General features: G+C 45.7%; 20 protein-coding genes. 11 read left to right on the top strand and 9 right to left on the bottom strand.

The features are described 5' to 3' along the window. Positions 1-36 precede the first annotated feature (36 nt). The 6 genes from mqnC to AC1RNB_RS04460 all read left to right on the top strand — a co-directional run bounded on the left by mqnC (position 37) and on the right by AC1RNB_RS04460 (position 4,917). The gene (gene mqnC / locus AC1RNB_RS04435; RefSeq protein ID WP_493081051.1) at positions 37-1,218 is read left to right on the top strand and encodes a cyclic dehypoxanthinyl futalosine synthase; all 1,182 of its coding nucleotides are present in this window, start codon (positions 37-39) and stop codon (positions 1,216-1,218) included. 75 nt (positions 1,219-1,293) lie between these two features. Continuing rightward, positions 1,294-1,473 carry a hypothetical protein gene (locus tag AC1RNB_RS04440; protein ID WP_493081053.1) on the top strand — a complete coding sequence of 60 codons (180 nt, stop codon included), beginning with the start codon at positions 1,294-1,296 and terminating at the stop codon, positions 1,471-1,473. A gap of 119 nt (positions 1,474-1,592) precedes the next feature. Continuing rightward, a complete protein-coding gene (locus AC1RNB_RS04445) occupies positions 1,593-2,078 on the top strand; it encodes an RNA polymerase sigma factor (protein ID WP_493081055.1) in 486 nt (161 codons plus the stop codon). A gap of 78 nt (positions 2,079-2,156) precedes the next feature. Next, positions 2,157-3,272, top strand: coding sequence for an anti-sigma factor family protein (locus AC1RNB_RS04450; protein WP_493081056.1), 1,116 nt, complete (start codon positions 2,157-2,159; stop codon positions 3,270-3,272). A gap of 17 nt (positions 3,273-3,289) precedes the next feature. Next, positions 3,290-4,162: an outer membrane beta-barrel protein gene (locus AC1RNB_RS04455; RefSeq protein ID WP_493081058.1), complete on the top strand. Its 873-nt coding sequence runs from the start codon at positions 3,290-3,292 to the stop codon at positions 4,160-4,162. 215 nt (positions 4,163-4,377) lie between these two features. Next, a complete protein-coding gene (locus AC1RNB_RS04460; protein ID WP_493081059.1) occupies positions 4,378-4,917 on the top strand; it encodes a L,D-transpeptidase family protein in 540 nt (179 codons plus the stop codon). Between the two features lie 88 nt (positions 4,918-5,005). Here AC1RNB_RS04460 and serS read toward each other — a convergent pair whose 3' ends face one another. After that, entirely contained in the window at positions 5,006-6,274 is a 1,269-nt protein-coding gene (gene serS, locus AC1RNB_RS04465) for a serine--tRNA ligase (protein WP_493081061.1), read from the bottom strand. A 78-nt stretch (positions 6,275-6,352) separates the two neighbouring features. Between serS and AC1RNB_RS04470 the strand changes: the two genes are divergently transcribed. From AC1RNB_RS04470 to AC1RNB_RS04490, 5 genes are all read left to right on the top strand, one after another. Beyond that, positions 6,353-6,697 carry a hypothetical protein gene (locus AC1RNB_RS04470; protein WP_493081062.1) on the top strand — a complete coding sequence of 115 codons (345 nt, stop codon included), beginning with the start codon at positions 6,353-6,355 and terminating at the stop codon, positions 6,695-6,697. Positions 6,698-6,865: 168 nt separating this feature from the next. After that, positions 6,866-7,243, top strand: a complete 378-nt coding sequence (gcvH, locus tag AC1RNB_RS04475; protein WP_493081063.1) for a glycine cleavage system protein GcvH — start codon at positions 6,866-6,868, stop codon at positions 7,241-7,243. 54 nt (positions 7,244-7,297) lie between these two features. Then, positions 7,298-7,840, top strand: a complete 543-nt coding sequence (locus tag AC1RNB_RS04480) for an RNA polymerase sigma factor (protein ID WP_493081065.1) — start codon at positions 7,298-7,300, stop codon at positions 7,838-7,840. A 1-nt stretch (position 7,841) separates the two neighbouring features. Continuing rightward, a complete protein-coding gene (locus tag AC1RNB_RS04485) occupies positions 7,842-8,615 on the top strand; it encodes an anti-sigma factor (RefSeq protein ID WP_493081067.1) in 774 nt (257 codons plus the stop codon). Positions 8,616-8,763: 148 nt separating this feature from the next. Beyond that, the gene (locus AC1RNB_RS04490; RefSeq protein WP_493081070.1) at positions 8,764-9,144 is read left to right on the top strand and encodes a VanZ family protein; all 381 of its coding nucleotides are present in this window, start codon (positions 8,764-8,766) and stop codon (positions 9,142-9,144) included. A gap of 263 nt (positions 9,145-9,407) precedes the next feature. Here the strand turns inward: AC1RNB_RS04490 and AC1RNB_RS04495 are convergent, their stop codons facing one another. From AC1RNB_RS04495 to AC1RNB_RS04530, 8 genes are all read right to left on the bottom strand, one after another. Then, positions 9,408-10,115, bottom strand: coding sequence for a sulfite exporter TauE/SafE family protein (locus tag AC1RNB_RS04495; RefSeq protein WP_493081072.1), 708 nt, complete (start codon positions 10,113-10,115; stop codon positions 9,408-9,410). Positions 10,116-10,119: 4 nt separating this feature from the next. Beyond that, positions 10,120-10,557 carry a FixH family protein gene (locus tag AC1RNB_RS04500; protein ID WP_493081074.1) on the bottom strand — a complete coding sequence of 146 codons (438 nt, stop codon included), beginning with the start codon at positions 10,555-10,557 and terminating at the stop codon, positions 10,120-10,122. 19 nt (positions 10,558-10,576) lie between these two features. After that, on the bottom strand, positions 10,577-11,989 hold the full coding sequence (gene ccoG / locus AC1RNB_RS04505) for a cytochrome c oxidase accessory protein CcoG (RefSeq protein ID WP_493081076.1): 1,413 nt from the start codon (positions 11,987-11,989) through the stop codon (positions 10,577-10,579). Between the two features lie 18 nt (positions 11,990-12,007). Beyond that, on the bottom strand, positions 12,008-13,192 hold the full coding sequence (locus tag AC1RNB_RS04510) for a cbb3-type cytochrome c oxidase N-terminal domain-containing protein (protein WP_493081078.1): 1,185 nt from the start codon (positions 13,190-13,192) through the stop codon (positions 12,008-12,010). A 30-nt stretch (positions 13,193-13,222) separates the two neighbouring features. Continuing rightward, positions 13,223-13,384, bottom strand: coding sequence for a CcoQ/FixQ family Cbb3-type cytochrome c oxidase assembly chaperone (locus AC1RNB_RS04515; RefSeq protein ID WP_493081080.1), 162 nt, complete (start codon positions 13,382-13,384; stop codon positions 13,223-13,225). Between the two features lie 80 nt (positions 13,385-13,464). Then, positions 13,465-15,597, bottom strand: a complete 2,133-nt coding sequence (gene ccoN, locus AC1RNB_RS04520; protein ID WP_493081082.1) for a cytochrome-c oxidase, cbb3-type subunit I — start codon at positions 15,595-15,597, stop codon at positions 13,465-13,467. A gap of 41 nt (positions 15,598-15,638) precedes the next feature. After that, the gene (gene ccoS, locus AC1RNB_RS04525; protein ID WP_493081083.1) at positions 15,639-15,830 is read right to left on the bottom strand and encodes a cbb3-type cytochrome oxidase assembly protein CcoS; all 192 of its coding nucleotides are present in this window, start codon (positions 15,828-15,830) and stop codon (positions 15,639-15,641) included. Between the two features lie 106 nt (positions 15,831-15,936). Then, the gene (locus AC1RNB_RS04530; protein ID WP_493081084.1) at positions 15,937-18,336 is read right to left on the bottom strand and encodes a heavy metal translocating P-type ATPase; all 2,400 of its coding nucleotides are present in this window, start codon (positions 18,334-18,336) and stop codon (positions 15,937-15,939) included. Positions 18,337-18,338 lie beyond the last annotated feature (2 nt).

Here is an 18,338-nt window from a genome sequence, read left to right on the forward strand (position 1 = left end):
CGGCCTAAATGAAGGACAGCAAATAATTGGTTTTCGATGCAAGGTCAATCAACCATATCGCAGTACCTTTGTTCTTCTTTTAAAGTGTTGAATATGCAATTAGCCGATCTGTACCAGAAAGCCCTGAAATTTGAGTTCCTCAGTATCGAAGAAGGAATGTTCTTATTTGAACATGCCCCCCTCACAGAACTGATGTATGTAGCCGATGAAATGCGGAAGATACAGGTGCCTTATAACAAAGTAACCTGGCAGATAGACCGGAACGTGAACACCACCAATGTTTGCATTGCCAATTGTAAGTTCTGTAATTTTTACCGGATCCCCGGCCATGCGGATGCCTATATCACCGATATGGACACTTACCGCAAAAAGATCACCGAAACCCTGAAATACGGCGGCGACCAATTGCTGTTGCAGGGCGGGCACCACCCGGAACTGGGACTTGATTTTTACACCAACACTTTCCGCGCCATCAAGCAGGAATTCCCTACCATTAAACTGCATGCACTGGGGCCACCCGAAGTAGCGCATATCAGTAAACTGGAAAAAATGAGTCACCACGATACCCTGAAAGCCTTACAGGAAGCGGGTCTGGACTCATTGCCGGGTGCGGGTGCCGAGATCCTGGTTGACAGGGTGAGACGCCTTATTTCCAAAGGGAAATGCGGGGCAGACGAGTGGCTGGCGGTGATGCACGAAGCACACAAACTCAATATCACCACCAGTGCCACCATGATGTTTGGCCATGTGGAAACCCTGGAAGAACGTTTTATACATTTAGTCAGGATCCGGGAAGTGCAGAGCAGGAAACCGGAGAATGCCAAGGGTTTCCTTGCTTTCATCCCATGGACCTTCCAGGATGTAGACACTTTGCTGGCGCGCATCAGGGGCGTACATAACCTGACCACACCGGATGAGTATATCCGGATGATCGCCATCAGCCGCATTATGCTGCCGAATATCAAGAATATCCAGGCCAGCTGGCTTACCGTGGGTAAACAAACCGCCCAGATCTGCCTGCATGCCGGTGCCAATGATTTTGGCAGTATCATGATCGAGGAAAATGTGGTAAGCGCCGCCGGTGCCCCCCACCGTTTTACCTACAAAACCATGCAGGAAGCCATCCGCGAAGCCGGTTTTGAACCCCAGTTACGTGGCCAGCAATACGAATTCAGGGAGATCCCGGCCGCGATACAGGAGCAGGTGATCGATTATTAGAGGTTGGATTTAACGTTTTGTTGAACCCACAGGTGATGGATTACAGTATTTTCGTATACCAATAACCCCACTTGTATGAGGTCAAAATCAATCCTGCTGCTGGTATTAATTGCCGTATCTGTTACGTTTGTGACCTTTTTACTGCTGGAGAGCCAGTCTGCAACCGTAACCTGCGAAAAAAGCCCGGCCGGTATAAACCCGGATACAGGCGTTCTGGCAAGCCCGGAAAACCACCTGATCGTATCCATCAACTAAATCATACCGATCCTGCGCCAATAACGCAGGATTTTTTTTCTTTGCAGTGTAACATAATACCGGCTGATGCGTATAATATCTGAAACAAGGCAAACAACCAAAGCTATTCCCTGCTGTTTATGACCGAGAAAGCGTACAATGAATGTGTGAACCAATATGCGGATAACGTGTACCGGTTCATTGTGAAGAATCTTCGCCATGAAGAGGATGCACGTGATATTGTACAGACCGCTTTTGAAAAATTATGGCGCAACAGGGAATCGGTGGAGCCCGAGAAATCTAAATCTTACCTGTTTACCGTTGCCTATAACCAGATGATCGACCATATCCGTAAAAATAAACGGATCCAGCTGAAAGAGGATTTTGCGGAAGATGCAAGGGTACAGCAGGCCACCAATACCAACCTAAAAAAAGTATTGATGGAAGCACTGAACCAGCTGAACGAAACACAAAGAAGCCTGGTGATGCTGAAAGATTATGAGGGCTATAGTTACGAAGAAATAGGCGAGATCATGGGACTGAACGAAAGCCAGGTAAAAGTTTACCTGCACCGGGCCCGGTTAACGCTGCGGAATTATTTGGTAAGCGCCGAAAATGTGAGATAAGCCATCAGAGAAACCATACCTGTGAAGAATCAACGAAATCATATATCAGAGAAATCATACAACTAATCAAAATAATCTGTGCTCAATATTAACCAACATAATTACGAGGAATTTTTCCTGCTGTATGTAGACGGGGAACTGTCTGCCACAGACAAACAGGCCGTAGACCGGTTTGTGCAGGAAAATCCACACTTCGCCGTTGAGCTGGAGATGTTGCAGCAAGCACAGTTACCCATAGAAGCATGGAATTTTGATGATAAGACACTGCTTTACCGGAATGGCTCAGCAGAGATCAACACCAGCAACCACGAAGAGCAGTTTCTGTTATATGTAGATGATGAACTGGATGCAGACGGTAAAGAGCAGGTGGAAAGATTTGTATTACAGCACCCCGCCTTGCAGGAATCCTTTACCCGGCTGAAACAGACCCGCCTGGTACCGGAGCAGATCCTTTTCCCCCACAAAACATCGCTGTACCGGGAAGATAAAAAAGAAAGGCCCGTTATTTATATGCGCTGGCAGCGGATGGCTGTGGCGGCGGTACTGACAGGTGTGGCGGTTTTGCTCTGGACCGTTATTCCGCAGCAACCCAATACCGAACCGGTGCTGGCGCAACAAATAAATACACCGGCAGCCAATGGTAACCAGGCAACCAACATAACAGCACCCGGTACCACCCCCGTTACCGGTGATGATAAGGGAACAGCAGTTACTGCCGGTAATACCCAATCGGGCAACACAGCAGGCCCAACGCAGCAGAAAACAGCGGTTGTTAATCCGGCAACCGATCTGCTCGCAGCCAATACTGAACCGGTGAGAACGGTTGATATACCAAGAAGCGATGCAGATGTGATCACCACCGTTTCCGGCAATGGATTTGAAACAGTGGCATCCAATACCAACCGGGTTTCGGGCGATAATGCGGTGCTGGATAATGTGAACATGGTAAAACCCGCCAATGAACAGTTGAACAATATAACCGAGAACACAGACAACAATATACACCCGGCCGTATATCGGGAACTGGATACCGAATCGGCTGATCAGAAAAAAACCTTGCTCCTCGGTTCGCTGGAGATCAATAAAGACAAACTCCGCGGCTTCTTCAGAAAAGCGGGCAGCATTTTCCGCAGTAAAGCTAAAACCGAAGAAGAGAGCAGTTCTTCTTCCATCAGTACAAGACCATCAAAATAAACAGAAAAGAAAAAGATATGAAACGAATCGTTATGGCAGCAGCCTGCCTGCTGGTTACAGGAATCAGCTGGGCGCAGACAGATAGTTCCGCGAAAAATACAGACACCGTAAAAGTGGGTAACTTCATCATCATTAAAAAGAAGAATGCCGGTAACGTTTCTTCTGACGATGATAACAGAAAGCGGCGCGGCTCCATAGAATACAGCATTGAACGCCGCACCCGCAGAAGAAGTAATATCAGCACCAACTGGTGGATCATGGACCTGGGTTTTGCCAATATGCGCGACCAGACAGATTATACCGCTGCAGCAACAGGTGGCTATTTCAAAACTTTCCGCCCAGCGGATGGTGCAGTGAACCAGAACAGTTACAAACTCATCAACGGCAAATCCAGCAACGTGAACATCTGGTTTTTTATGCAGAAAGTAAACCTGATCAAACATGTGGTGAACCTGAAGTATGGCCTGGGGCTGGAAATGTATAATTACCGCTATGATACCAGATTAAGTTACCGCAAAGAACCCGCTCCCTTTGTGTTCAACGACTCTATCAGTTTTACCAAGAACAAGTTGTATGTAGAGTATCTCACCATCCCGGTTATGCTGAACATCAATACCACTCCCGATAGCAGAAGAGGTTTCAGCATCAGTGCCGGTGTTAGTGCGGGTTATTTAACCAATAGCCGCAACAAACAGATCAGCGGCGAGCGTGGCAAACAGAAATACAAAGGTGATTTCAATTTTGAACAATGGCGTGTGGCCCTGATAGGTGAGATGGGGTTAGGTCCGGTACGCGTTTATGGCAGCTATAGCCTGAACCGGTTACAGAAAGATGTTACCCGCGTAGAACAATATCCTTACACAGTTGGTATCCGCTTCAGCAACTGGTAAGATCCAACTTAGTTTTTTTCTCATGTTACACAGCGCGCCCCCTTTTCAGGGGGTGCTTTTTGTGAAGCCAGCGCACCTGTCTGCAGTACGCAGAATCAGTGGTTAGCGTTTTCTTAAATCGCTGCATAGCTTCTCCGGCATTAACTTAATTTTTGGTGAATTAACCAAAACACAACAGGCAGATACGATAGGTTGCTGTTCATAAAACCCAACCCATGAACCTACCTGTCTGCCTCTCAGTATTAGGTGTTATCAGCCTCACCCAAACCTCTTTTAAAAAAATTCCGCCAGATAAACGGTTTGCCACTCCTGGCACTTATTATGTGCGGGTAGAAAAACGTAAATACGTTTTGCATTTGTTTGATTCCAGCGGAGAAAGAATTGTCAGCTATCCCGTTGTATTCGGCAACAAAGACCTTGGTGATAAGATGATGCAGGGCGATCGCAAAACACCCGAAGGCACCTTTCATATCACTGCCAAACGCCGGCACCCCAAATGGAACGCTTTTCTTTTGATCGATTACCCCAATGCAGACAGCTACCAGAAATTCAACGAGCGTAAAGCCAGGGGTTTACTACCCGCCAACGCACAGATCGGCGGCGGTATAGGCATTCACGGCACCTGGCCACGCGAAGATTTTGCCATTGATCAATACCAGAACTGGACCGAAGGTTGCATCAGTACCAAGAACATGTATATCCAGGAAATTTTTAGTTTATTACCGGTGGGAACGAGGGTGGAAATAACACCGTAGGAATGTCGAATATTGAACAAGGAATATCGAATGTCGATCGGATAATACTTCGACATTCGATATTCCTTGTTCGATATTCAATTGTTCCCTAGATTTTCTCCGCACCAAAGTAACTATGCAGCACAGCCGGCAACTGGATACCTGTTGCTGTCTGGTTATTTTCGAGCAGGCAGGCCACAATTCTGGGCAGGGCCAGAGAACTTCCGTTTAGTGAATGGGTGAGCTGCATTTTACCATCGGCATCTTTGTAACGGCATTTCATGCGATTGGTCTGGTAGCTTTCAAAATTGCTGACACTGCTTACTTCCAGCCAGCGTTCCTGGGCGGCACTGAATACTTCAAAGTCGTAGGTTATAGCGCTGGTGAAGCCCATATCGCCGCCACACAAACGCAGGATGCGGTAAGGCAGCTGTAAAGATTGCAGCAGTTTTTCTACATGGTTCACCATTTCATCCAGCACAGTATAACTGGTGGCCGGCTCAACAATCTGGATGATCTCCACTTTCTCAAACTGGTGAACACGGTTCAAGCCACGCACATCTTTTCCAAAACTACCCGCTTCTCTTCTGAAGCAGGGGGAATAAGCCGTCATCTTAACGGGCAGCTCATCCAGTTTCAGAATGGTATCGCGGTAAATATTGGTAACAGGTACTTCCGCCGTAGGGATCAGGTAAAAATTATCGGCCGTAGCATGGTACATCTGTCCTTCTTTATCCGGTAATTGTCCGGTGGCAAATGCACTGGCTTCGTTTACCATAAACGGTGGCAGGTATTCGGTGTAACCGGCTGCTGTGTTAAAGTCGAGGAAATACTGTACCAGGGCGCGTTGTAATTTGGCTCCTTTGCCTTTGTACAACGGGAAACCGCTACCGGTAATTTTGGCGCCGGTTTCAAAATCTACCAGGTCGTATTGCTTAATCAGGTCCCAATGCGGCACGGAGCCTTCGGGTAACACGGGTTTTTGTCCACCCTCTCTCACTACCACATTTTCTTCCGGCGATTTACCCTCAGGTACCTGTTCAGAAGGCAGGTTGGGTAATAATACAATTGTATCCAGCAGTTCTTTTTCAACAGTGGCCATTTGTTCTTTCAGGGGTTCCAGTGTGGCTTTCCAGCTGGCTACATCGGCTTTCAGGGCTTCGGCTCCTTCTTTATTGCCCTGCCCCATCAATTTTCCGATCTCTTTAGATGCGCTGTTCACTTTGGCCTGAGTGCCATCAAAATCGGCCTGCAGTTTTTTTCTTGTATCGTCCAGGGCAATGATCGTATCTACCAGTTCCGGCTGTTTAAAATGTTTCACAGCCAGTCTTTTTTTAACCTCAGCTGTATTGTTGCGCAATACACTCACTTGTAACATAAAGGGTCCAATTTGCCGCAAAGATAACTTTTGCCGGTTGATGATGGCATGCTTCCACGGTTTACCTTTGCAATAATTATGTTTATTTCAGACGATTTACAGCAAAGATGGTGGAACCTGGAAGCCAAACTGGTGGAGCGATTTGGTAAAAAACCCGACCTGGAAGCGGTTTTATTCCTGATCGGTATGCAGGAAACAGGTTTTCTGCAGGAAAAGATCTCCAAAGAACAGAAACAGGACCTGATGCACGTGGCCGTATGCCGGGTGCTCAGTCAGAGTGGTTATTATATACTGGAAGGCAATGATGAAGAAGGCTGGCCCCATTACAAACAGGTAAAAGAATTACCCGTAATGGTTTTACCCGAGCAGGAGAACTTTATCAAAGACCACGTGTTGCTGTATTTTGAGCAGCAGGGGTTTTAGGAGTTAATAGTTAAAAGTCGATAGTTAATAGTGGGAATCAGGTAAAGTGTATGTACTTCAACCCCCTTTTTTCACTTTTAACTATTAACTTTTCACTCCCCAACCTCCATTATTTAATTTCTCTCAACCGTTTTTTATCTAAATATTTGCAATACTAAAACTTACGTTATGAATTTCCCAGCAGATGTTCGCTACACCAAAGACCATGAATGGATTCGCCTGGATGGCAATGTTGCCACTATTGGTATCACTGATTTTGCCCAGCATGAGTTGGGAGATATTGTGTATGTAGACATCAATACCATTGGCCAGACCCTGCCAGCCGAAGGTCTTTTTGGTACCGTAGAAGCGGTAAAAACCGTTAGCGACCTGTTTCTGCCGGTTGAAGGAACCGTTATAGAAAGCAATCCTTTGCTGGAAAAACAGCCGGAACTGGTTAATACAGATCCGTATGGCGATGGCTGGATGATCAAGCTGACTGTCAGCGATCCGGCTTCTGTATCTGCCTTGATGGATAGTGCCGCTTATGCAGCTTTGGTTGGATAAAACCAGGGAGTCCTTTCTTTCGTATATCCCATATCAACCTTAGTAAACCTGCTTTTGGAAGTAGTTAAAAAATACACCGAACCGGAATTGGTACAGCTGCTCCGGCAACGGAGTCAATATGCCTTTGGGTACCTGTATGATAATTATTCAGGCGCTCTGCTTTCCATCATTCTGAATATTGTGAATGAGGAAGAACTGGCCAATGATGTATTGCAGGAGGTTTTTGTAAAGATCTGGAAGCAGATCGATAGCTACGACAGCAGCAAAGGACGCCTGTTTACCTGGATGCTTAATATTGCCCGCAACGCTTCTATAGATACGGTGCGTAGCAAAAGCTTCCAGAACAGCCGGCAAAACCGGGAACTAACAGAAGACGTATATACAACCGGGGGAGTTACCGAAACCCGGACAGACCAGATCGGGTTAAGAAAAATGGTGCACAGCCTGAAGGAAGAATACAGGGTATTGGTGGAACTATCTTATTTCCAGGGTTTTACCCAGGATGAGATTGCCAAAATGCTGGAGATCCCCTTAGGCACAGTAAAAACGCGGTTACGGGCCGCTTTAACACAATTAAGAGAAATTATTAAACCATAAAGTGGATATCAAGGCTTACATAGAAAGTGGCGTGATTGAAAGCTATGTCTTAGGCATGGCCGATGCACAGGAAGCTGCCGAACTGGAACAGCTGAGCCGTCAGCATCCTGAAATCAGGAAGGCGATAGACGAGTTCGAAGCTGCGCTCGAACAGCAGGCCCTGGCCACTGCCGTTGTGCCCGCCTCCCGTGTAAAAGAGCAGCTTTTAGCTGAACTTGATTTTGAGAAAAAGAGTAAAAAAGGGGTGGTGATAGGCTGGAGCCGTTATATGGCGGCCGCCTCTGTGATACTGCTGGTAGTGAGTGCTTCACTCAATGTATATTTCTACAAACAGTTTAGTTCTGCCAATACTGCTTACCAGGCATTACTGGTAGAAAAAACCAGCCTGCTCTCGGATAACCAGCAAACCCAGACCAAACTGCTTGACCTCTACAGCAATATGCAGATGATGAGCGATCCTTCCATGATCAAAGTATCCATGCCCGGTGTAGCCGGAAAGGAGAACAGCCTGGCTACTGTTTTCTGGGACAGCAAATCAAGAGATGTTTACCTTCTGCCCAATAAATTACCTGAAGCCGCCGCCGGCAAACAATACCAGTTATGGGCCATTGTAGATGGCAAACCGGTAGACGCCGGCGTAATAGATGCCTGTGCCGGATTGTGTAAGATGAAAAATATCCCTGCCGCTTCCATGTTTGCCATTACCCTCGAGAACAAAGGTGGTAGTGCCAGTCCTACCCTTGATCAGATGTATGTAGCGGGAAAAGTAGGATAAGAAAACTATTCGATCTTAATGTGAAGCTGCAGTGCGTATGATTTCAAATGAAATCTTCGTACTGCGGCTTCTTCTTTTGTAACTATCGCTGATTAACATTGTATATGTAAAAAAATGGCTTACTTGCCTCCCTAAATATCAGCCTTACTTGAAAATCATCCGTTTCCTTCCTACCATTAGTTGGTTCATACTCAGTATTATTTTGTTAACCTTACCGGGTTCTGCTGTTCCCAGTTATCCCTGGCTGGCTACTATTCACGCAGACAAATGGGTACATATCGGGCTTTTTGGCATGCTTTGCTTTTTAAGTATGCTGCCATTACGTGTAAGCAGCTATAACAATGAACAAAGAAAGAAATGGTTTCTATTCATTACGCTTGGCGGGATTCTCTATGGTATTTTGATGGAATTTGTGCAGGATAACTGGATCATTAACCGCTCTTTTGAATACAGTGATATTCTGGCCGATACAGCGGGCTGCGTACTTGCCTATTATATCAGCCTCCGGAAATTGCTGGTGAAGGGGTAGAAAAAAATTGGTCCCGATAGAAATCGGGACCGCAACCAAAACTAACTGCTTATGAGAAAAATGTAAACTTGTTTCTGTTTTCTATTCTTATTAACGCAAATCCTGTGCCGCCGGTTTTTTTTCTTCTGTTAAACTCTGTTAAACCTTTTCAACCGACCATTTCCTACTTAGATACAGGATTTTTATCGTCTGTTGCCTGAAGCAAAGTTCTATGTAATAGATACAATAAAATGTCAATGGTTTAACAATGAAATGTTAAAGCACTAATGGCAGGAGATACCATCCTGCGAATGATTATGCAGGTAAGGACTTATATAGGGAATATTCAGATTCAGTCCTCTGAGGATCAATAAAATACCCATTGTAAACAAAACATAAGGAACTGCTTTCTTCATGGTATTGCGAGCTGCCATACCAATCATGCTGCCAAAAAAAGACAGTGCAAACATGGCAGGTAATGTGCCAAAACCGAAAGCGGCCATAAAGAGAACGCCCCCTTCTACCGTACCCGCTGCCAAAGCACCGGTGATAGCAAAATACACCATGCCACAGGGCAATAAACCATTGGCGGCTCCTAATACAAACATGCCATACAATTTACGTTGCTGCATATAACGGGCTATAAATCGCTGTAAAGCTTGTGTAAACTTTTCGGCCCAACGTACACGGAATAATTTCTTAGGTAACAAAGATCCCAGTAATGTAAAAAGAATCAAGGCTCCGAGAAAAACAGAAAAACCCTGCTGCATACCTCCCAGGTAAATCTGGCGACCTACAAAACCAAACAGCAGGCCCAGTATAGAATAGGTAAATATCCGGCCCAAATTATAGAGAAAAATACCGAGTGCCTTTTGCGACTTTGGCAGGTAATGAACCGGTAGTGAAAACGCAATAGGTCCACACATACCCACGCAGTGAAAACTACTCACAGCGCCCAGAACAAAACCTGTTATCAGTAATTGCCCGTACATCTGGTTAGTTCACATTTACAATCTGTTCTGTATAATATTTCTGGTCGCCGGCCTGCCAGTTCAGTTTTAATTCATAGGTAGTTTTTCTGGTCAGTTGGTTTTTCAGAATCAACTGTTTACCGCTGGTATCAACTACCAAAGCAATTTTCCGGTCGCGCACCGCATCTGTTTTACAGTAAAACCAGGCTTCGCCTTCTACTTTTACACCCTTCATTTCATCTGGTAACCCGATGGTAAGGGCTTCTGCATCCTGCGTAACAGCTACTTTACCAATCAGCGCAGCATTGTTTCTGCCATCTATTCTGTCCTGGTAACGCAATTCATCTTTATAATAGTCTTTGCTGACCAGCTCAAACTTTGTATTAACCGCCTTATATACCAATGTGGCCATCAATATTGCAAACAGAATAAAAACAACCACCAGTTTATTGCCCCAGTTCATGTATTTGGTTTTAAATGGATTAATTGGCCGGACCCAGAAAATTGGTCTTCAGCGAAGCTACTTTCTTATCAGCGATATACAGTCCCAGTTTCAATTCTGTTTTCCGGTTATTCACGCGGGAATTGGGCAGCACCACAAAAAAAGATCCGGAACCCTGGCCTTCTTTTTCTACAGAAATATAGGGTTTACCAATGATCTCTACTTTGCCGTTACCATCTTCCAGCCTTACATCTACCTGTGCCGGCTCAACGGTTTTGTTCACCATTTTGATATTGTAGAGATTGGAAATACTATCGGCACCCCGCTCCTGGTACAGAATTCCGGGTGTCCGCATAATAGTGGCATCAATATCTACACGGGTTAACAGCAATACAGTAAGAATACACAATACAAAAGCACACAAACCGGTATAGAACTTCATACGGGTAGTATAATGCAGCGGTTCGCCATTGGCGATGGAATTTTCTGAAGCGTAGCGAATCAGTCCGCGTGGCCTGTCCAATTTATCCATGATGCTGTTACAGGCATCTATACAGGCGGTACAGCCTACACACTCCATTTGCACACCGTTCCGGATATCGATACCCGTTGGACATACTTTCACACAGAGATGGCAATCGATACAATCACCCAGGTGCTCATCGTGTGTTTTTTTGGCATTGCCCCTCGGTTCGCCACGTTTATAATCGTAGGCTACGATCATAGAGTTCTTATCGAGCAACACGCTCTGTAAACGACCATAGGGACAAACCACGGTACAGGCCTGCTCTCTGAAAAAGGCATATACCGCATAAAACACGCCGCTGAAAACAAGGATCGAAGAAAAACCTACAATATGCTGGCTAACCGGTTCCGTAATAATCTTCTCCAGTTCTTTTACACCAATGATGTAGGCCAGAAAAAAGTTGGCAATCACAAATGATAACAAATAGAATACTACATGTTTCAATGCCACTTTGGTGATCTTAGCGGATGTCCACGGTGCGTTTTGCAGCATTTTTTGCGCAGGGGCATCACCCAGTATCAGGAACTCCACTTTACGGAACATCATTTCCATAAAATTGGTCTGTGGGCAGGCCCATCCGCAGAACAAACGACCGAATGCAGCGGTGAACAGTATGATGAAGAATACGAATGTGATCATCGTGATCCCGAAGATGAAAAAGTCCTGTGGCCAGAAAATTTTTCCGAACAGGATAAATTTTGCCTCGGGGATATTGAACATAAAAAGAGGCCGCCCATTGATCTGTACAAAGGGCAGCCCGAAGAATACAATAAAATACAGGGCACTTAACCAGCTTCGGATATTGTAGAATTTTCCTTTGGGTTTATGTGCGTATATCCATTTCCGCTTACCACTTTCGTCTACGGTAGCAATTCTGTCGCGGAAATTTTCCGTTAACGGTTCGTTGGTATGTTTGATCTCACTCATCTTATCTGTTAACCGCTGTTATTTTTTGTCAACGGTTGCTTTCGCAGAATCAGCTGCCGCCGGGGCAGGTGCTGCTGCATTCTCTTCATACACGGTACCCTGTGCTTCTTTCGGCTTGGCCGGTTTGGTACCTTTTAATGATTTTACATAACTGGCCATTTGTGCGATCTGCACTGGTGAATAATCATCCTGCCAGCTCTTCATCCCTTTTTCGGGCCAGCCATATTTAATGGTTTTGAAGATGTCTTTGATACTGCCTCCATGGATCCAGAACTCATCAGTCAGGTTGGGACCTACTGAACCACCGCCGTCTGCCTGGTGACAGGCTGCACATACCGTGGTAAACACTTTTTTACCTGCTTCCAGCGAAGCTGCATCTGACAGGTAAGTTACGGTATTCTCATCTACTTTATTGGCAGATTTTTTCAGGTATTCTTCTTTTTCTGCAGCGGCAGCTGTCATAGCTATCTGCAATTCTTCCTGTGGTAAGGGAGCACTATGTGCTACGTGATAACGGTAGATATAGATACCCGCAAAAATGATACAGAGATAAAATCCATATAACCACCATGGCGGTAAACGGTTATCCAGTTCGCGGATACCATCGTAGTCGTGACCGAGGTCAATATTGGCTTCTTCGTGAATGGGGCGGAGGCTATTGAATTTATCCCACCAGGCACTCCAGCTGAATGATGGTTTGGGAGTTTCTCCTGCGAGAACAGCTGCTGCTTTTTCTTTTGCCAGCAATAACTTTAAATTATACAGCAGTGTGAACAGGATGATCAATTCAATAAGGATTACAGAAATCAAAGCATAAAAAGCGGTAGCAGACAAACCGCCGAAATTATCTGCTACAGGTGCAGCAACGGCCGCGGTAGCAGCCGCATCCTGTGCAAACATAGGTGTACTGATCAGGCAGAGGGCCAGCAGGCTGAGTAATTTACCCGGACCGCCCGCTGCATTTTTGGCGTCTTTGTAGCGCTGCAGGTATAACTGTGCAGCACCCATCACCACATTGGCCAGTAAGGCAATGATCAGTAAAAGACCAATGATGATGAATATCAGTACCTGCGCCATGGGTTTAGACATTTCGGAAGGTACCGGTGGACCGGCGGCAAATGCGCCGGATGGGAAAGCGAAAAGCAATACCATCATCGTGGCCAGCAGATACCCGCTATATCTTTTTACAGAAGATCGTTTCATATCAGATGTTTTAAACATAATTCAGGTTAGTTAATTTTCTAAAGGGATACGGCTGATCTCATCGATCATTTTTTTATCTGCCTTCCATACCCACAATAACATCAGCATAAAAAAAACAAAGAAGATCGAAAAAGAACTGAGCGCATAAATATCAACGCCGGTGATCTTTTCTAAGTAGTTGATGAATTTCATAATAGTTTTTTTGTGAATGGTGAATGGGCAATTGTGAATGATTCTTTTATTGACAATTCACAATTGCCTATTCATGATTTCTATTTTACTTCTGCCAATGGTTTTGCCTGTGCTTTAATATCCGTTCCTACCCGCTGCAGGTAAGCGATCAGTGCAATGATCTCTTTGTTGGCGGTGGTATTGATCTTATCCAGTTTCAGGTTAATACGGATCAGGTTGGCCTGCGACATCAGGTCGGCATTAGCCACTTTATCATATCCTTCGGGATAAGGCACCCCCAGTGTTTGCATGGCCCTGATCTTGGCAGGTGTAATTGCTGTGTCTATCGGATCATCCAGCAACCAGCTGTAAGAAGGCATGATAGAACCGGGACTCATACTCTGCGGTTCCAGCATGTGGTTATAATGCCAGCTATCGGGGTATTTACCGCCGATACGCGCCAGGTCCGGACCCGTACGTTTACTTCCCCACTGGAATGGGTGATCGTAGACAAACTCACCGGCTTTGCTGTACTCGCCATAACGGGCCACTTCATCGCGGAAGGGGCGTACCATTTGTGAGTGACATAAATAACAGCCCTCTCTCACATAAATATCTCTTCCCTGCAACTCAAGCGGAGTATACGGTTTTACGGCCGCAATGGTGGGAATATTACTTTTAATGAGGAAAGTAGGTACTATCTCCAGAATACCGCCAAGGGCTACCAGCACCAGACTGAATACGAGCATTTGTATAGGTCTTGCTTCAATCCATCTGTGCCAGTATTCTTTACCATGTGTTTTTACTTCTTTAGACAGTGCAGGTGCTTCTGCTGCTTCGTTGGCCACAAGACTACCCGCTTTCACGGTTTTTACAATATTGTATACCATGATAAATACACCAACCAGGTACAACAGTCCACCAATACTACGGGTAACATACAGCGGAATAATATGGGTAACAGTTTCGAGGAACTGGAATTTCAGGGTTCCGTCGTCGGTAAACTGTTTCCACATCATAGCCTGTGTAAAACCGGCCCAGTACATCGGGATGGCATAGAGTACAATACCGATGGTGCCGATCCAGAAATGCGTGGTGGCTAATTTTTTAGAATAGAGCGGAGTATTGAATATTTTAGGAATGATCCAGTACAGGACCCCGAAAGTTAAAAAACCATTCCAGCCAAGGGCACCCACGTGTACGTGTGCGATGGTCCAGTCGGTAAAATGTGAGATGGCATTCACATTTTTCAGACTCAATAAAGGCCCTTCGAAGGTAGACATACCATAACAGGTAATGGCTACTACCATGAACTTAAGAATAGGATCTTCTCTTACTTTATCCCAGGCACCACGAAGGGTGAACAGACCATTCAGCATACCACCCCATGACGGGGCAATCAGCATGATACTGAAAACAGTACCCAGGCTCTGTGCCCAATCGGGCAGGGCTGTGTACAGCAGGTGGTGCGGTCCGGCCCAGATATAAATAAAGATCAATGCCCAGAAGTGGATAATAGATAAACGGTAACTGTATACCGGGCGGTTAGCCGCTTTTGGCAGGAAGTAATACATCACACCGAGGTAAGGCGTAGTAAGGAAGAAGGCAACGGCATTGTGTCCGTACCACCACTGTACCAGTGCATCCTGTACACCTGCATACCAGCTGTAACTTTTCATCATAGAGAAGGGGATCTCGAAAGAGTTTACGATATGCAGCATGGCAACTGTAACCCAGGTAGCGATAAAGAACCAGATAGCCACATAGAGATGGCTCTCTCTCCTTTTCAGAATCGTACCAAACATATTGATACCGAATACTACCCAGATCAGGGTAATGGCAATATCCACGGGCCATTCCAGTTCTGCGTACTCTTTACCTGTGGTAAAACCGGCTAACAGGGTAACCGCTGCAGCCACAATGATGAGCTGCCAGCCCCAGAAATGGATCTTACTAAGGGCATCGCTGAACATACGCGCTTTACACAAACGCTGCAGCGAATAATACACACCCATGAAGATGCCGTTTCCTACAAAGGCAAAAATGACCGCATTGGTGTGCACAGGACGAACCCGGCCAAAAGTAGTAATGGGCAGGCCAAAATTGGCCGCTGGCAGATAAATCTGCACAGCAATCAATAAACCGGCCAGCATACCTACTACCCCCCATAAAATGGTGGCATACGCAAACATTTTAACGGTCTTGTTGTCGTAATAGAATTTTTCTACTTGCATTATATCAATTTGAGGTTTGGAGTTTATAGTTAGGGTAAGGATCAGTTGTTCAGCGTTTCTTCAGCTAGCATGTCACGCTCTCTTTTTCCTCCGGGCTTGTCTTCGAACAGGATCCGAACAGCCGGGGCAATCTCATCATCATACTGGCCATCCTTCACGCTCCAGATAAAGGCAAAAAGGAACAGGGAGGCTACCGAAATACTGGCAATTAATAGTAGGATGATGACACTCATGAGCAGAGAATTAACTGTTGTAAAAATAAAAGGGACCCACCTACCGGATCATGATATACATCAATACGGAATATGACTTTTATCATATCCGATCCGGTTTGTTTAACTACTTCAGTTTCTCCCTGAAACCGAAATAATTACTCAGTCCATAAGTTACCAATAATATACTGATACTGCTGCTGGGCATGAGAATAGCGGCGATCATGGGCGATAAAACCCCCGTAACCGCAAAAAACAGTCCCACCAGGTTGTACAATACCGAGATCACAAATGCAGCCATTACCACCTTCTTGTTGGCTTTACCCAGTCTGATAAAGCGATCCAGTTTGGGTAATTGGTCTGCCGCCAGGATGGCATCGCTGGCAGGCGTGAAATTATTGTTGCTTTCAGATACAGCTATGCCGATATCTGCCTGTTGCAGGGCTCCGGCATCATTTAAGCCGTCTCCCACCATCATTACTTTTTTACCCTGTGCCTGTAGGGTACGGATAGCTTCCAGTTTATCCATGGGCTGCTGGTTAAACAACAAAATAGCTTCATAGCCCAGCAACTGCCGCAGGTAAGCCTGTTCACCGGCATTATCGCCGCTGAGTACTGCCAGCTGGTATTTTTTTCCCAGCCGTTGCAGCATACCCGGCACTTCTTCCCGGTAATGGTTCCTGAATTTGAACCGGCCCCAGACTTCTTCTTCAATAGCAATGTATACCTGTGATGCATCGTTGGTCATCTGTTCTTTTTGGGTCACAAACGAAGCGGAACCAAGGGTTATCAGATCGCCATCTACAATACCTTCAATACCCTTTCCGGCTATTTCGCGGAAACCACTCACTTTATGCCGGGTCAGGTTACCGGCCCAGGCGGCAATGGCTTTACTGAAAGGGTGGGTAGACTGTGCCGCCAATGCCCCGATGGCTTTTACCTGTTTTTCCTGCAGAGGTTCGCCCTCATAGAGAATATCCTGGTAAAGACCTGTGGTGAGGGTTCCTGTTTTATCAAAAACGATGCAATCGGCACTGGCAATGTCTTCGATCACCTGCGCATTGCGCAGGTAAAGATGGTTACGCCCTAAACGGCGGAGTATATTGGCGTTGGTGAAAGTATTGCTGAGTAATAAGGCGCAGGGACAGGCAACGATCAGTACGGCGGTAACCGCTGTCCATATTTTAGCCGGATCATGAAAGTACCACCAGGTTGCAGCAGCAGCGGCAATAGTGAACAGGATGATGGTAAAATAACGGCTGAGCAGGTGTACAAATGAGCGCTCTTCATCGGGTTTACCGGATTCTTCGTTACGGTTCCAGAGTTTGGTGAGATAACTCTGCGCCACTTCCTTGATCACCAGGATCTCAATATTACCACCGGTCTGTTTACCGCCGGCATACACGATTTCGCCCATCTCTTTGGCTACCGGCAAACTTTCGCCGGTTACAAAACTGTAATCGATCAGCGCCTTACCTCTCGTAATAATACCATCTGCAGGAATCAGTTCTTCATTATGTATCAGCAGGGTATCATTCAACCGGATATCGGGCAGCGCGGCCGTTTCCTGTTTTTCGTCGGTGATCCGTGTAACGGCAATAGGGAAATAAGAAGTATAATCTCTTTCAAAACTCAGTTGCTGGTAAGTCTTATCCTGTAATACCCTGCCGGCCAGCATAAAAAATACAATGCCGCTCATCGAATCAAAATAGCCTCCACCTGTGGCTGTCAGCACTTCATATACACTACGGCCAAATGTTACCCAAACGGCCAGTACAATAGGGGCATCGATATTGAGGAACCGGTGTTTCAGGCTTTTCCAGGCACTGGTATAAAATTCAGAGGCACTGTAAAAAAATACGGGCAGGGACAGAAACAGGTTAGCAAAACGGAATACAGTGAGCAGGTTTCTTTCCCTGGCATCGATACCAAGATATTCCGGAAAACTCATGAGCATGATATTGGCAAAACAGAATCCTGCTACACCCAGCTTGTATAATTTGGAAGAATCGATCGTTGTTTTCTTAGATCCCATATCGTTAAAACTGATATAGGGTTCGTAACCAATACTGGTCAGCAATTCCGCTACTTTGCGCAGTGGAAATGAATGGTGATCGAAAACGATATCCACTTCTTTTTTAATGAAATTAACTTTGCTGCTCAGTACCCCCGTTTCGAGACGGTGCAGGTTTTCGAGCAGCCAGAGGCAGCTGCTGCAATGCATCTGGGGAACATAAAAAGTAATATGGCTCTGGGTTTCATCCCTGAAATGAATGAGCGAAGCGGCAATCTTAGCGTCGTCGAGAAAGGCGAATTTATCTTCTCTTACTTTAATTTTCCGCGTAGTACCAGGGTTGTTGCTGATAGTATAATAATCGCACATACCATTCTGGTTCAGGATCTCGTACACCATCTGGCAGCCGCTGCAGCAAAAGTCTTTGTCGTGTGCGTGAAAAGTCTCCTCATTGCAGTCTTCGCCGCAATGGTAGCACCTGGGTTTGGCAGGAGAGGCTGTGAGTTTACTCATAT

The sequence above is a fragment of the Sediminibacterium sp. GW821-FHT12F12 genome (assembly GCF_058806635.1).

Excerpts from the sequence above, each read along its gene's own strand:
- AC1RNB_RS04470 (WP_493081062.1), top strand. The coding sequence starts at position 6,353 with ATGTTTATTTCAGACGATTTACAGCAAAGATGGTGGAACCTGGAAGCC.
- AC1RNB_RS04500 (WP_493081074.1), bottom strand. The coding sequence starts at position 10,557 with ATGAACTGGGGCAATAAACTGGTGGTTGTTTTTATTCTGTTTGCAATA.
- ccoG (WP_493081076.1), bottom strand. The coding sequence starts at position 11,989 with ATGAGTGAGATCAAACATACCAACGAACCGTTAACGGAAAATTTCCGC.
- mqnC (WP_493081051.1), top strand. The coding sequence starts at position 37 with ATGCAAGGTCAATCAACCATATCGCAGTACCTTTGTTCTTCTTTTAAA.
- ccoS (WP_493081083.1), bottom strand. The coding sequence starts at position 15,830 with ATGAGTGTCATCATCCTACTATTAATTGCCAGTATTTCGGTAGCCTCC.
- AC1RNB_RS04445 (WP_493081055.1), top strand. The coding sequence starts at position 1,593 with ATGACCGAGAAAGCGTACAATGAATGTGTGAACCAATATGCGGATAAC.
- AC1RNB_RS04530 (WP_493081084.1), bottom strand. The coding sequence starts at position 18,336 with ATGAGTAAACTCACAGCCTCTCCTGCCAAACCCAGGTGCTACCATTGC.
- AC1RNB_RS04510 (WP_493081078.1), bottom strand. The coding sequence starts at position 13,192 with ATGAAACGATCTTCTGTAAAAAGATATAGCGGGTATCTGCTGGCCACG.
- AC1RNB_RS04515 (WP_493081080.1), bottom strand. The coding sequence starts at position 13,384 with ATGAAATTCATCAACTACTTAGAAAAGATCACCGGCGTTGATATTTAT.
- serS (WP_493081061.1), bottom strand. The coding sequence starts at position 6,274 with ATGTTACAAGTGAGTGTATTGCGCAACAATACAGCTGAGGTTAAAAAA.
- AC1RNB_RS04460 (WP_493081059.1), top strand. The coding sequence starts at position 4,378 with ATGAACCTACCTGTCTGCCTCTCAGTATTAGGTGTTATCAGCCTCACC.
- AC1RNB_RS04495 (WP_493081072.1), bottom strand. The coding sequence starts at position 10,115 with ATGTACGGGCAATTACTGATAACAGGTTTTGTTCTGGGCGCTGTGAGT.
- AC1RNB_RS04440 (WP_493081053.1), top strand. The coding sequence starts at position 1,294 with ATGAGGTCAAAATCAATCCTGCTGCTGGTATTAATTGCCGTATCTGTT.
- ccoN (WP_493081082.1), bottom strand. The coding sequence starts at position 15,597 with ATGCAAGTAGAAAAATTCTATTACGACAACAAGACCGTTAAAATGTTT.
- gcvH (WP_493081063.1), top strand. The coding sequence starts at position 6,866 with ATGAATTTCCCAGCAGATGTTCGCTACACCAAAGACCATGAATGGATT.
- AC1RNB_RS04455 (WP_493081058.1), top strand. The coding sequence starts at position 3,290 with ATGAAACGAATCGTTATGGCAGCAGCCTGCCTGCTGGTTACAGGAATC.